Below are 13,264 nucleotides of genomic sequence, written 5' to 3'. Positions count from 1 at the left end.
CGCAATAGGAAGCACGCGAAGTGTTGGCGAAATTTTTCGTTTTATCTACATATTTGGTGAACATCTATTGGTAAGCTTCTTACTAATCCTGTTCGGCCCGCTGGTCACGTGCACGTTGCTTCTGATGACCTTGTTAAAAAAAGGTCATGACTAGCTGAATGAGATTTGTCCATGCGGAGTTTAGGCGTTTTAATCCCCACGAAGAAATACAAAATGGCATGACTCCGAAAGACTATCGGAACCATGCCATTTTTAAAATCCAAAAAAATTAAGATTGAACTTGTTGCGGCGTGCTAATTTTACGGCGACCAATTGTCCGTGACCAGACGGCAGCGTAAGCCTTATCGAACAGCCAGCCTAGCAGCAGGGTGGCCGCCAAGACCGCGATGAAATAAAGTACGGGTTGATTGGCCAGTCCCGTTTGCTTCAAGAGCATCATGGGAATGCGCTGTAGGATATAAATGGCGAACATGCCGGGCCCCCCAATGTAGGCGAGAACCGGGTTATGGATCTTAAAGCGCATGGCCAACCAGACAAAGCAAAAGGCGAACATGATCCCCGCAATTTGATAGCTAACGAGGCGAATCGGACCAGATGTTTTGGCGCAGACCAGATAACTGGCGGCAAATACGATGAATGCGCTGACGCCCACGGCCAGATAGCGGAACCAATTTCGACAAACCACCTGTTCAATCACCGCCTTGTAGTGGGCGTAGAGCATCCCCGCGACGTAGCAGAAGACGGTGCTGGCATAATATTCTGGCAGGAGCCAACCGGCAACGAACATGTAGACACCGCTGCCGATGATGATAAACGCGATGGCCCGGCGATTGTTGGTTGGAAAGAGTTCCCATGCCAGGTAGGTCAACAGGTAGAGAAATAAAATAATGAAGATATACCACGCGCTGTTCCCAATCGTGGCCAGTCCCAGGTAGCTTAGCAGGACGTGCGGCAGGGTCACCACGTGCTGGGTCAACAAGCTAATGACCAGGTAGATCGTGACGGCAACCGCAAATTTTAGCCACAGGAACAACAGCCGATGCTTGGGGAAAGTTTTTAAATAGTTACGACCCCGTTTTTCAAATTGGACATAGATGCCGTAACCGGAAAAGAAGAGAAAAGTCGTCACAATAAGTTGGCCCTTGACCAGCATCCAAATCTGGGTGAGCTTAGCCAGGTCGTGCGGCATGGGGATGTACGTCATGAAGTGACTAAAAACCACTAACAATAGGAACAATCCGTTAATGGTCGTGGTTGTTTGACGGTTCAAGTCGTCCACGTCCGGGCCGCTTGGACGATACCGCAGTGATGCTGCGAAACTGATAATGATGATTAACAAAATTAAATCCATTTGACTGAAAACCTCTCCTCGTAAACGTTTGAAAGACTAACGTGCCCTTTTGCCAGAATGACGGGTGGTCGCTGTGTGGCGGTTGGCTTAGCAAGGGTCACGCTATTACCGGTATTTATGTAAACAAAGTTCTTAAAATGTTAAGGCTAAAACTTAAACAATTGGCGATATGACTGGCCAACTTGGTCGGTTTGAGTCTTAAATAACGTATGCTGTTCTTAATTTGGGATAAGTACCATTATAGTTAGAAACGAGCGTGATTACAATCACGCAGGAAAACTGGTGCGACCAGGCGCTTAACTCAAGGTAACCTTTGGGGCGATAAATGTCAGTGTCCCTAAGGGGATGAAATCTGAATACTTAAGTCAAAACGGGTGACCTGATTTGTAGGTGTTGGCCCATTGCCTAAACAAATTGGCCGTATCATCCAATTGAATTAGAATTTGGTGATAAATCCATGATATAATGATAAGCAAAAGGGAGGGATTCACCATGAAACAGTGTCTCGTCATGCTCTACCCAGGGCTTTGTAACTTTGAAATTGCGGCGTTAACTGAAATCTTGGCTTTTGAAGATGATTGGCAAGTGACGACGGTCGGGGCCGAGCAGCGTGCCTATCAAGGGGAAGATGGATTGGCCATCTTAGCGCAAAAGGACTTTTCACAGGTGGATCTCTTGTCAGCCGACCTCCTGGTTCTCCCCGGTATCGACGACTACCACGAACCGCTGGCGGATCCCCGTAACGCGGCCTTTCTGGCGCAACTGCGGACAGCCACAAAGCGACCCATCATTGCGGCGATGTCGAGCTCGCCAATTCTATTAGCCAAGGCAGGACTCCTAGCAGATACCAAGTTTACCGGGGGCATCTTTGAGGAAACGTACGCCAAGAATCCGTTTATTCCAAAACAAAACCTGGTGCGTCAGCCAGTGGTAGTTGATAACGGCATTATCACGTCGAGCTTCCAATTCTTCCGCGAGTTTGCGATGGCGGCGGCCCGGGCCTGTGGGATTCAGGTGGGCGACCGTTTCTTGGAACCAGAGCGAACGGATCGGCCCTATACGGCTGAGGAGTTGACTTACCATTTTGGCGGGTAAGTCAGCTAGAACGCGGCCCTTTGTAAAACAGGTGGCCTAACGCGGACTAATAGCTAACGACTGGTTATCAGTCCGTGGTATCAAGTTACGAGGGGGCAGTCATCATGAAAAAACAAATCGGGTGGTACTTGTGGACCCTACTCGAGGGGGTGTTTATCCTGGGCATCTTATTAGCCGGGGCCCTCGAGCATACCCGAACCGGCTGGGAGCTGCCTATCACGGGATTTACCGCCTGGGTAAGTCTGAGTTGGCTCCTCGGTTACCCGTGGCTGCGCAGAAAATATCGGGAGATGTACAGTAAGAATGGTGAGCACTTTGAATCGTACAAACACCGCGCGTTGACGTTGCACCACCAAGACATGAGCAACAGCCACGTGAATCGCCAGTGGACCACGAACGGTGTGTCGGCAAATCCCTGGGAGTACACCGTGGGTGAGACGCAGAGTACAGATGAAATTCTGAACCCGATTCTCGTCTTTGCCGAACACTTGTGGGCGACGTTTCTATTGATCCTGCTTGGGCCCGTGCTGGTGGCGTGGTCGCTCCTGGTTTGGGCGGTCCGTTGGGTGAGGGCACAGGGTAATTGAGTAGACAAAACCGGACGCGATGGGGTGGTTAAACCCTGGCGTCCGGCTTTTTTAATGCGGTTAATACAGGTTGCTAGATTTTACGTGGACAACCTTTTGCGTGTGCGTTTTGTGATGGCTGTAAACCAAGGCGGATTCCTGGTTGCCGGCCGTTGGGATGTAGGCCAGAAGAACTTTTTGCTTCTTGCCGTTGAATTTCAACGAGGTGACCTTGTAGTCGGGACTGACCGTGTCGTTGTGGGCCAGGAACGATGTCCAGCCGTGGTTGCCGCTCATCATGGTAAAGGCCTTACCGCCCGTGGCCTTGATCTTAAAGGTGGGTGACTGGGTGAAGCCCTTTTTCAAATAGGGAAAGTTCCAATTGGCACTTTTCTTGCTGTGATCCACGGAGAACTGGTACGTCTTCGCGGTTAGTTTGATGTGTTGATACTTTTTAGCCTTGGCATTGTAGGCATACCAATTACCCTGCAATGCCGTAGGAACGGTGTAGCGCGGTGCGTAGGCAGCGGATGCCGAGGTCGTGCCAGTTACGGTTAATCCACCGAGGGTCAGGGTCACCAGTGTCGCGGTCAATAGGGCTTGCTTCGTTAGCTTATGCATAGATACTAATTCTCCTTTTAGTTGGTTGGTGGTTCTTCTAGAGTGTATCCCTCGGTGGCTACTTTAGCAATTGCGTGCGTCAGGTTATTAACGGGCAACTACAGCTAACTAGTTGGTCGAATTAAAAAGGCACGTTGACAGATTCGAGTCAGCGTACCTTCAATGACTAAGTTAATAAGACGATGAAAAGAATGCTAAAAGCAACTTGTAAAACTAGGATGGAATAGGTCTCCGGTTCCTGGTAGAGTCGATTGAAAATCATGCCCAGGATGGTTAAAACACTCGACAGCACAAAGATGACGGCTAACCCACTGCCAAGCAGAACCATCACGTGCTGGGGCGCCTTCATTATCAACGCCACTGCTACAATTAGAAAAGCATAAAAATCCACAAAACCAATGCGAAACAGGCCCTTGAGACTTGGCCGTAAAAGATAACTCATTTTCCCCGCTTCTTTCCCCTGAATAGAGTTGCACCAGCCGCTAACCCTAACGTCCCACGCCAGGGTTGAGATAACCGACTAGTGTTAAAATCTGATGAGAACTTGTCTCTAGCTAAAAGTATACAACAACGGTTTAACATTTCAAGCGCCTAATACTTTCATTTGCATAATTTTTTACCCTTGTATTTTTGATAAACATTTTCCATTTTATTAAAAACCAAGCAGAAAACCTGCGATTTTAATCGCGGGATGAATGCCGGAACTTTAATAATCTTTTTTGAAACATACGTTCCCCCGAGAAGCTGAATATGGTATACTAAATCCAATCTACAGGGGAGGTATCCATTGGTTAAACTAGGGCGAACAATCAAACTGAGACTCTATCCGGACACGAATCAAGCAGAACAATTTCTGGCAATGAGACAGGAATATCAACGTGTAGCTAATATTGTTAGTCAATGGATCTTTGACCATGAATTTCAGTTAAGTTGGTTAAAAATCAATCACCAGCTGTACAAAAAATTAAGACAAGAATCATCGCTCAACAGTCAGATGGTCCAATCCGTTTTTCGGACAGTGGTGGCTCGCTACAAGACCGTTCAAGAGCTGATGAAACAGCATCCTTACCGTTATAAGAACGAAGAAAAGAAGTGGGTTCAAGTTCCTAGGAATCTGGATTGGTTGGTGAAACCCATTCAGTTTCGGCGACCACAAGCAGACTTGGTTCGTCAGAGTAATTATTCTTTCGTGGATAAAATGCGGCAGATATCGATAACCACTCTGGGTAAACGAACTAAGTTAGCATTCACTGACAAAGGATTTGAGAAGTACTTTACTGGGGACTGGAAGCTCGGTACTGCCAAGTTAGTCCACAATCGAGGTAAGTGGTTTCTGCACATCGGTATCACAAAGGAAGTTAGTGATTTCGATGCCAAAGATAATCCTACGGTTGTGGGAATTGATCGTGGTTTACGGTTTCTCGTAACTGCCTTTGATAGTAAGGGAAAGACGCTATTCTTTGATGGTCAAAAGATTTTACTCAGACGGAAAGGTTTTCTAGAAATCCGTCGACAGCTACAAAGTAAAGGTACCAAGTCTGCCAAGAAAAAGTTAAAACGACTAGCTCAACGAGAGAACCGCTGGATGACCGATGTGAATCATTGGTTAGCTAAGACACTCGTTGCGGTATATGGTTCGCATACGCTTTTTGTTTTGGAAGACCTAACCAATGTGACATTCAATACCGACGACTTACCTAAATCGCTACGCAATAGTCATCGTTCGTGGGCCTTTTTCCAGCTGGAATCTTTTTTAACGTACAAGGCTCAGGCTATTCAAAGTGCTGTTGTGAAAGTCAATCCGGCCTTCACCTCACAACGCTGTCCTAAGTGTGGACTAGTTGAGAAAACTAACCGGCATCACGAGACTCACGAGTATTGGTGTACCCAATGCCAGTATCGTTGTAACGATGACCGGTTGGGGGCCATGAACATCGAGATGCTTGGACAAGATTGGTTAAATGGTGTCAAGCACCCCAAGATTAAGAAGCTAACGACTGCTGGGTAAACCTGGCAGTTAAACGGGTAGCTGTCAATTACCCGATGATGTTGCCACTACGAGTAGGAGTGTCTTAACAGGCATGTTGGACTACTGTATCGCAAGATACGTGAGCGACAAGCCTCTGAATTTATTCAGGGGCAATTGACAAACTACTGCCATATATTCCCTCTCCAATGTGTGCCATTATTGCATTCAGAGCAACTATAACTCCATATACAGTCCCTACACGAAGTGATATTTTAGTTATTATCATATAACTACAGAGGCCAAAAATGATAATCTCAATCGTTACTCTCAAAAGTAGGCCCACTCTGTTTGGTGATAAAGGAGCCATACAAATAGACCAAATCACATAAATTACAATTGGTACTAAAATCCCCATAAGTAAATTAAGTGGTAACGTATATTTTGTAAAACCTACAAAAGCTAATGCTATTAGAGTTATCATTTCTAGTAAAAATCTTAACAGCGCATTAATTTGAAAAAGAATATGCATTTAGCTCAACTCCTTTAAAAAATTCAAGATTTGTTTTCTACCATTCTCGCCTTAACATTTCAAGGGGGTGTGGACGAAAAGGTTATGAAAGCTCAGGCACGGCGACCCTGGCGAATCCCAGCAGGGCGAGTAGTGTGGCAATGGCACCCACGAGAAGCACGCCGCTCACACCGATCACGGCAGAAATCAGGCCACCCAGCATCATGCCGGCGGGGAGGGCCAGGTTAGATGCCGCTAGCATGGCACCGTTGACGCGGCCTAGGATACCGGTGGGAGTGGTCGACTGAATCAGCGTGAAAACGGCCACGTTGATGGTTCCAGCTCCCAGGCCAATGAGCAGACGCATGATAAAGGTCATGGCGACGGTTGGCAGCGCCACCATTCCCATGACGGACACACTAACTAGTGTGAGGGAAAGAATCATTTTACGCTTGATCGGGATCTTCAGGGCGGCGGCCGCCACGTTGCCGAGAATCACGCCGATCATGAGGGCCACCTGCATGACGCCGTAAACGAAGCTCGTGCTGTGAAGGTCCTCTCTGACCCAAATCACATTGAGACTCATGATGGGACCTAGCGCCAGGTTGATGACCAAGGCCAGCGTGCAGATGGCCCGGAGCATGGCGGTTCGGTTGATATATTTGAGACCGGCATCCCAATGGTCCTGCGGGTCGCTAGCAGCAGGTGTGGCGAGGACTTCATGGTGCTGGTGGTGAACGATGGAGACACAGAGCAACGAGATACCAAACGTGGCGGCGTTGAGCCACATGAAATCGACCAGGGAGGCCCACGCAATCAGCGTGCTACCGACCAGCATGCCAATCATCTGGGCAACCATGGTGCATCCCTGGTTCAAGCCGTTCGCCTTGGCCAACGACTCACGAGCCACCAGCTGAGGAATTAAGGTATCTTCGGCGGGATTAAAGAAGGTCCCGACAAATCGGGTGGCAAAAAGAATCAAAATGAAGGGTAGTAGTGTGATGGTGCGCTGGCCATAGATGGTCCCAGCAACCACCATGATTAGCATTTGGCAGGCGTCGACACCGCGCATGAGTTGCGTTTTCACGTGCCGGTCGGCGACAAAACCGGTAATCAGATTCATCAAAACTAATAAGTTGAATGCGCCAGAAATAATGCCGACTAACAAAGAACTCTTGGTCAAATCGTATAGGTACCAAGCAATCGCAATATCAAATAGGTTATTCCCAAAACTAGAGACCGTTTCACCGGCCAACAGGATGTAAAAGAGTCGGGTCATGGCGTTACCTCCCCCAAATGTAATTGTGCTTCATTATAATGGTCGTTGTAGATGATGTGGGAACAGGGGACTTGGTAAGTTCAGTGGGGGATGATTCGCTGGAAACGGTAGAAATCTCAAAAAAATTCTTGACGATTGGATGATTTACGTGTATAGTTATCTATTAGAGTTTAAGAGATGCTAATAACGTGATTCAGAGAGATTGGTTAGCAAGCCGGAGTTTCTTAGATTTTAAAATAGTCCGCTCGTTCGCAAGGAACGAGGGGCTATTTTTTTGCGCTTTTTTAGGGTTGCGGAAACGCTGAGGGGGCTGATTTTGGGCCATCACCGAGCGACAACAGTTTCCCCTAAAGCAAGCTTACCCCTTAATTCGGTTAGTGAGTAACGTAATTGCCCCTGAATCTTTGGGGTTTGTCAGCGGAATCGCTATCATTGGTATCAGAATTCAAGGGAGGTCTGAGCCATGAAAACCACGACGCGCACGCTATCGGGACTGGGGATGTTGATCACCCTGGGCATCGTCTACGGGGACATTGGCACTTCGCCGCTCTACGTCATGAACGCGATCATTGATGCGGCGGGTCGGCGGGGGATGACGGCCGCGACGCCCATCATGTTGGGGAGCGTCTCCCTGATTTTTTGGACGCTGATGTTGATTACCACGATTAAATATATTTTGCTGGCGATGCGGGCGGACAACCGCGATGAAGGCGGCATCTTTGCTTTGTACGCACTGGTGCGGACGCAGGCCAAGTGGCTGATTGTTCCCGCACTGATTGGCGGGGCGGCCATTTTAGCGGATGGCACGTTGACGCCCGCGGTGACAGTGACTTCGGCGATTGAGGGACTCAAGGGCCAGGTTATCGGGCCGGTGCATTTCAGCGCCAATCAGGGCTGGGTCCTGCTGGTGGTGACCGGCATCTTGCTGGGGCTCTTTCTGATTCAGCGCTTCGGCACGCAGATGATTGGCTGGTCGTTTGGCCCGTTAATGTTGATCTGGTTTAGCTTTATTGGGGTGATGGGTCTGCAAAATTTGCTGACGGTGCCGGGGATGTTGCGGGCGTTATCACCGGTTTACGCCGTGCGTTTTCTCTTCAGTCCGGTCAATCGTCAGGGCATCTTCATCCTGGGCAGCGTTTTCCTGGCGACGACCGGGGCGGAGGCGCTGTACTCGGACATGGGGCAGGTCGGCAAGCGCAATATTTACGGCACCTGGCCGTTCGTGTACGCCATGCTGATGCTGAGCTATCTGGGTCAGGGCGCGTGGGTGATTCGCCACGGGGCGGCCCTGGCAACGGCTCATCCGGTGAATCCCTTTTACGCGATGGTCCCGGCGCACTGGCAGTGGTTTGCGATTGTCATTGCCACGATTGCGGCCATCATCGCGTCGCAGGCGTTGATCACGGGCTCCTACACGTTGGTGCACGAGGCCATTGGGCTGAAATTGTTGCCGCGACTGCGGATTAAATTCCCGGGGAACGTGAAGAGTCAACTGTACGTTGGTACGGTCAATTGGCTACTCTGCGCCGTGACGCTGAGCATCGTGTGGTTTTTTCAAACGTCCAGCCACATGGAGGCGGCGTACGGTCTGGCCATTACGCTGACCATGCTGATGACGACGCTGTTGCTGCACGCCTTTCTGCTGCAGCGGGGCCACCACGTCCTGGCACAGGTGTACGTGGTGGCGTTTGGTCTGTTGGAAAGTTTGTTTCTGGTGGCCAGCCTGGCAAAATTTGTGCACGGCGGGTACGTGACGGTGCTACTCACGTTGGCAATTTTGACCGTGATGATTTTCTGGCACGCGGGTAATCTGCGGCGGGATGCCCATTTGGCAGAGGCGGAAAACGTGTCGCTGATGGACTTTGTGCCGCAACTAGATGCGTTGAGCCAGGACGACCAGGTGCCGCCGTTTGCCACCAATTTGGTGTACATCGGGCACGTGGGGCCGGATTACGCGGTCAAGCGAGCAACGGTCTACTCCATTTTGGACCAGCAACCGAAGCGCGCCAAGGTCTACTGGTTCGTGACGGTGAACGAGACGGATACGCCGTATGAGTGCGCGTACACGGTGGAGCAGCTGGGGTCGCGTAGTGTGATGGACGTGCAGCTGTACCTGGGATTCAAGAAGCCGCAGCGATTGAACGTCTACTTGCGCCAGATTGTGAATGACTTGTTAAAGGAAGGGTTGCTGGACGACCAAACGCCACGGTATTCCAGTATTCCAGGCCGTCGCGTGGGTAATTTCAAATTTGTCATGCTGAATCAACAGTTTCAGGATCTGGGCGCACAGGAGGACTTGCCAACGCTCGACCGCCTGCTGATTGGCGGGCGCTTACTGCTGCAGCGGATTTCACTGTCGCCCCAGCGCTGGTACGGCCTGGCCTTCAGTGACGTGGTCGAGGAACGGGTGCCATTGTTCATTGGCCATCAGCCCGACCGGACTTTGCGGCGGAATCGGGTGGAGTAGTGATAGAGTGTGTGAAGCCATCTTCGCGTTGAGCGAGGGTGGCTTTTTTATTATCAGATTTATTGCGGATTTGGCGGATGGCGTTTTAGCGATTGTTAACGGGGTGGGACTGAGGTATGCTAGAGAGGCAAGTTAAAGGAAAACGGTACTTTTGGAAAAATAGAATCCCGGTGTGGCAGCGTTTGTTTAGTGTATTCCCCACGGATGTGGGGGTGATCCCGCCTTTAAATCTCTGACCATGCGCACCAGCAAGTATTCCCCACGGACGTAGGGCTGATTTTAACATCTATAACAAGTTAGTAGCACCACATCGGTAGGTGACGCGTTGATTAACAAAATCAGCGTGTTTTTTTTAATTTAGGACATAATCAGCCAACAAAAAAGGAAACCCCAAAAACAAAAGGGTTTCCTCAAAAAGCACAAATAATTTAGTTTTCGTCAGCAGGGCGTTCGTCCTTAGAAGCACGCTTTTGCGCGTTGTAGTAGAAGATCCATGCGACTGCCCCGAAGAAGATAGGCCCGATGATCGTCCAGAAGGCGGTCATGTAATCGTGGTCCAGGATTGGTTGGAGACAGGTAAACCCAATCCCACCGACCAAGATGACCAGCACGACCGTCACAATGACGTTCGTCCACAGGCGACTCTTGAAGATAACGAATGGCCGTTCCAGGTCCGTCCGACGCTTGAAGAATGGGAAGGCCCCAATCAAGAACAGGTAAGGGAAGGACGTTGACACGTTCCCCATATCCGTCAAGATCAAGTAGAACTCGTTAGCCGCGTTGCCCCCAAAGGCAACCAAGAAGATGAAGACGGCAACGACGATAGCTTGGACCCACATTGCGTAACCGGGCATCCCAGCCTTGTTCAACTTCGTCATCCGGGCTGGCCACAGTTTTGGTGAAGACCCCACGATGAAGGACTTCAGTGGTGAGTAGACCAGAACGAAGAAGGAACCCAGGTAGGCCATGAACATGCTCAACCCAGTCAACCGGGCTAACACGTGACCCATCGTCAATGAAGCGGCACCGGAGAGACCCATGGCTTTACCCAAGACCAGCCCCAAGTTGTTCATCAACACGTAGGTAATGTTCCCCAGGTTGACTTGACTCTTGCCCAACACTTGGGTCCAGTTGGCACTGATCCCCCAGAGGAAGATGGACAGGGAGTACATGATCGTAATGGCAATCGTTGAAATAATCAACCCTTTAGGGAAGGTCTTTTCAGGCTTGTCCATACTGTCGGTGATGCCCCCCATGGATTCCATCCCGGCATAGGCGAAAACCGCGTACGTCACGAAGGACAGCAGAGCCATTGGTGAAGAGAATTGCGGATTTGGCGAGGCCACGAAGCTGTGAATCCCGTTGATTGGTTCAGCGAGTTGACCGTGGTTTAAGATGACGATCACGATACTGGCGATGAAGAAGACCCCGGTCAGGATCATCACGAAGATCCCCCCCAATGAGGAAATCTTAGCGATGGAGTTGATTCCCCGTGAGGCGAAGAAAGTCACGGCGAGAATCCACACGATACCCAACAGACCGATTGTTTGCGTCGAGCTCAGTCCCAAGAAGGACCAAGTTTGCGTTTGGTCGGAACCGGAAATCAGTGTTGACAGGGGAATCCAAACCTTCGTCGAGGTTGACAGCATCCAGATGATCCAGGATGACAACCAGATGAAGGTCCCAATGAAGGCCCATTTTTCACCGATGGAACCGGCCAACCAAGAATAAATCCCACCTTTGGCTTCCTTAAACGAAGACCCGTATTCCGCCAGCATCAACGCACTTGGCAGGAAGAAGAGGAGTGCCGCTAAGATGTACCAAATGATACTTGCGTAACCCATTTGATCATAGGCGACCGTCGTGTTGGCAAAGCCGTAGATGGCCGTGAAGATCATTAAGATCAGACTAGAAAGTCCAATCTTCTTTTGCTTATCCATTTTTAATATCTCCCATTATATGTGGTGACGATTGGTTCACCCGTCTTATAAATTAAGGTCCTGGTGATAATTCAAAGGACCCATGTCGGTGGCCTTGGTGATCAAGGTCGCGGCTAGCTCGCGGTAGCGCTTAATTCCCAATGCAGCGTTCACGTTCGCCTGTTGCGTTAAGTAATGGTTGAGCTCGATGCCAGACAGTCGTTGACCGGTGGCATCCGTTTGTTTCACGGACTGTTTAAAGGCAATCCGCAGGTCCTTTTGCACGGCACTGACCGTTGGCCAAGCTTCGTGGTAATGAGCATCCAGCAAGACGCTCACTAACTTGTAGACCCAGTAAGCAGACTGGTCGTCGTAGGTTTCGGCGCCTAAGTGGTACGCCTCTGGGGTACTGTCGATGCCGGCGTAGAAGGGCACGTAGACGCTTTGTGCGGCGACACCCATGGCCAGCCACTGAATCCCAGCCAAAGCGGGGTCCATGTCGGGCCGGAGCTGGAGCACGTGTGATTCCTGGGTCTTGGCCAAACTGATTGGCCGGAACGCGGTCTTCTCAGCGGCTGAACCGGACCCCACCGGATCGTACGGTGTGCCTTCGAAATGACTGCCCAGGTAGGCCTGGGCCTCGTCCACAGCCAGCAGGTGGTCGGCGTACTGAATAAAGGGAAGCTTAAATGATTGCGGTTCTTGCGCCACTTGCGGGGTGAAACGACGTTGGCCGTCCCAGACCCGTGGCGTATTGTAGTACAGATCCGACTGATCCTGGGTCCCAAAGATGTCGCGCCAAATGAACCGGTCACTGTGCGGGTTCAAGTGGTTGGTCGCCACAAAGCTCTGGAGATCCCGGGCGTAAAGGAAGTTCGCGTCATCGTGGAAGTCAATGGCTTGAATCGCCATTTGATTGGCAACGACGGCGTAACCGTTAGCCGGGATCCGCTGAGCGACCCAGTAGTGACCCGCACCCGTTTCCAGGTACCAGGCTTCCTGCTGGTCGGCAAACAAAATACCGTTGGACTCGCTGGTACCGTACGTTTCGACCAATTGGCCGAGGCGTAAGACACCTTCTCTGGCCGTCTTCACGTAGGGCAGCACCACGGTCACCATGGCTTCCTCGCCGATACCGTCTTTGACCAACGGATCGGCGCCAAGCACGCGTTCGTTGGAGTAGGTACTCTCCGTGGCGCTCATGGCCACACCGTAAGCGTTGATGCCGTCTTCTTCAAACAGACCATACTTGTCGGTCCATTCGGGGGTGGCAGTATACTTCGCGGCCGTCAGGGGCAAGGGCATGGTGAAGCCATTGTCGGTACTGACAAACTGTTGCGGGGTGGTTGCGGTCTTCGCTGGGTGAACGACGAAATGCTTGGGCCAAGCGGCCTTGGCGTCTTCGTTACGCCCAATGATGACCGAGCCATCTACCGTGGCCCGAGGACCAATTAAAATACTGGTACATGCGGAATAATTCAATAGGGGC

The 13,264-nt window shown here is 50.5% G+C and carries 11 protein-coding genes; 4 read left to right on the top strand and 7 right to left on the bottom strand.

Features of this window, described 5'->3' with window-relative positions:
* Positions 1–268: 268 nt before the first annotated feature.
* Positions 269–1,351: an acyltransferase family protein gene (locus JUF22_RS07350; protein WP_203645115.1), complete on the bottom strand. Its 1,083-nt coding sequence runs from the start codon at positions 1,349–1,351 to the stop codon at positions 269–271.
* A 492-nt stretch (positions 1,352–1,843) separates the two neighbouring features.
* On the opposite strand from JUF22_RS07350, the gene JUF22_RS07345 reads away from it, so the two are divergent.
* Together JUF22_RS07345 and JUF22_RS07340 are read left to right on the top strand one after the other, a co-directional pair.
* Positions 1,844–2,446 carry a DJ-1/PfpI family protein gene (locus JUF22_RS07345; protein WP_203645113.1) on the top strand — a complete coding sequence of 201 codons (603 nt, stop codon included), beginning with the start codon at positions 1,844–1,846 and terminating at the stop codon, positions 2,444–2,446.
* A gap of 104 nt (positions 2,447–2,550) precedes the next feature.
* Positions 2,551–3,033, top strand: coding sequence for a hypothetical protein (locus tag JUF22_RS07340; protein ID WP_203645103.1), 483 nt, complete (start codon positions 2,551–2,553; stop codon positions 3,031–3,033).
* Positions 3,034–3,093: 60 nt separating this feature from the next.
* Here JUF22_RS07340 and JUF22_RS07335 read toward each other — a convergent pair whose 3' ends face one another.
* Positions 3,094–3,633 (bottom strand): hypothetical protein, encoded by a 540-nt coding sequence (locus JUF22_RS07335; RefSeq protein WP_203645101.1) that lies wholly within the window; start codon positions 3,631–3,633, stop codon positions 3,094–3,096.
* 166 nt (positions 3,634–3,799) lie between these two features.
* Positions 3,800–4,075, bottom strand: a complete 276-nt coding sequence (locus JUF22_RS07330) for a hypothetical protein (RefSeq protein ID WP_203645099.1) — start codon at positions 4,073–4,075, stop codon at positions 3,800–3,802.
* Positions 4,076–4,420: 345 nt separating this feature from the next.
* On the opposite strand from JUF22_RS07330, the gene JUF22_RS07325 reads away from it, so the two are divergent.
* Positions 4,421–5,641 carry an RNA-guided endonuclease InsQ/TnpB family protein gene (locus tag JUF22_RS07325; RefSeq protein WP_203645097.1) on the top strand — a complete coding sequence of 407 codons (1,221 nt, stop codon included), beginning with the start codon at positions 4,421–4,423 and terminating at the stop codon, positions 5,639–5,641.
* A 121-nt stretch (positions 5,642–5,762) separates the two neighbouring features.
* Here JUF22_RS07325 and JUF22_RS07320 read toward each other — a convergent pair whose 3' ends face one another.
* On the bottom strand, positions 5,763–6,131 hold the full coding sequence (locus tag JUF22_RS07320) for a YrdB family protein (protein ID WP_203645095.1): 369 nt from the start codon (positions 6,129–6,131) through the stop codon (positions 5,763–5,765).
* A gap of 82 nt (positions 6,132–6,213) precedes the next feature.
* On the bottom strand, positions 6,214–7,389 hold the full coding sequence (locus tag JUF22_RS07315; RefSeq protein ID WP_203645093.1) for an MFS transporter: 1,176 nt from the start codon (positions 7,387–7,389) through the stop codon (positions 6,214–6,216).
* A gap of 463 nt (positions 7,390–7,852) precedes the next feature.
* Here JUF22_RS07315 and JUF22_RS07310 point away from each other — a divergent pair, with 463 nt between their 5' ends.
* Positions 7,853–9,856, top strand: coding sequence for a KUP/HAK/KT family potassium transporter (locus JUF22_RS07310; protein ID WP_203645092.1), 2,004 nt, complete (start codon positions 7,853–7,855; stop codon positions 9,854–9,856).
* Positions 9,857–10,284: 428 nt separating this feature from the next.
* Here JUF22_RS07310 and yjeM read toward each other — a convergent pair whose 3' ends face one another.
* Both yjeM and JUF22_RS07300 read right to left on the bottom strand, forming a co-directional pair.
* On the bottom strand, positions 10,285–11,796 hold the full coding sequence (gene yjeM, locus JUF22_RS07305; protein WP_203645091.1) for a glutamate/gamma-aminobutyrate family transporter YjeM: 1,512 nt from the start codon (positions 11,794–11,796) through the stop codon (positions 10,285–10,287).
* A gap of 45 nt (positions 11,797–11,841) precedes the next feature.
* A complete protein-coding gene (locus tag JUF22_RS07300) occupies positions 11,842–13,257 on the bottom strand; it encodes a C69 family dipeptidase (RefSeq protein ID WP_203645090.1) in 1,416 nt (471 codons plus the stop codon).
* Positions 13,258–13,264 lie beyond the last annotated feature (7 nt).

It is taken from the genome of Levilactobacillus lanxiensis (assembly GCF_016861655.1).
In the GTDB taxonomy this organism is placed as follows: domain Bacteria; phylum Bacillota; class Bacilli; order Lactobacillales; family Lactobacillaceae; genus Levilactobacillus; species Levilactobacillus lanxiensis.
Note: the sequence above shows the minus strand (reverse complement) of the source record. Positions and strands in the feature narration are given on the sequence as shown.

Coding starts and splice junctions, on each gene's coding strand:
- JUF22_RS07320 (WP_203645095.1), bottom strand. CDS start 6,131: ATGCATATTCTTTTTCAAATTAATGCGCTGTTAAGATTTTTACTAGAA.
- JUF22_RS07330 (WP_203645099.1), bottom strand. CDS start 4,075: ATGAGTTATCTTTTACGGCCAAGTCTCAAGGGCCTGTTTCGCATTGGT.
- JUF22_RS07340 (WP_203645103.1), top strand. CDS start 2,551: ATGAAAAAACAAATCGGGTGGTACTTGTGGACCCTACTCGAGGGGGTG.
- yjeM (WP_203645091.1), bottom strand. CDS start 11,796: ATGGATAAGCAAAAGAAGATTGGACTTTCTAGTCTGATCTTAATGATC.
- JUF22_RS07310 (WP_203645092.1), top strand. CDS start 7,853: ATGAAAACCACGACGCGCACGCTATCGGGACTGGGGATGTTGATCACC.
- JUF22_RS07335 (WP_203645101.1), bottom strand. CDS start 3,633: ATGCATAAGCTAACGAAGCAAGCCCTATTGACCGCGACACTGGTGACC.
- JUF22_RS07315 (WP_203645093.1), bottom strand. CDS start 7,389: ATGACCCGACTCTTTTACATCCTGTTGGCCGGTGAAACGGTCTCTAGT.
- JUF22_RS07350 (WP_203645115.1), bottom strand. CDS start 1,351: ATGGATTTAATTTTGTTAATCATCATTATCAGTTTCGCAGCATCACTG.
- JUF22_RS07345 (WP_203645113.1), top strand. CDS start 1,844: ATGAAACAGTGTCTCGTCATGCTCTACCCAGGGCTTTGTAACTTTGAA.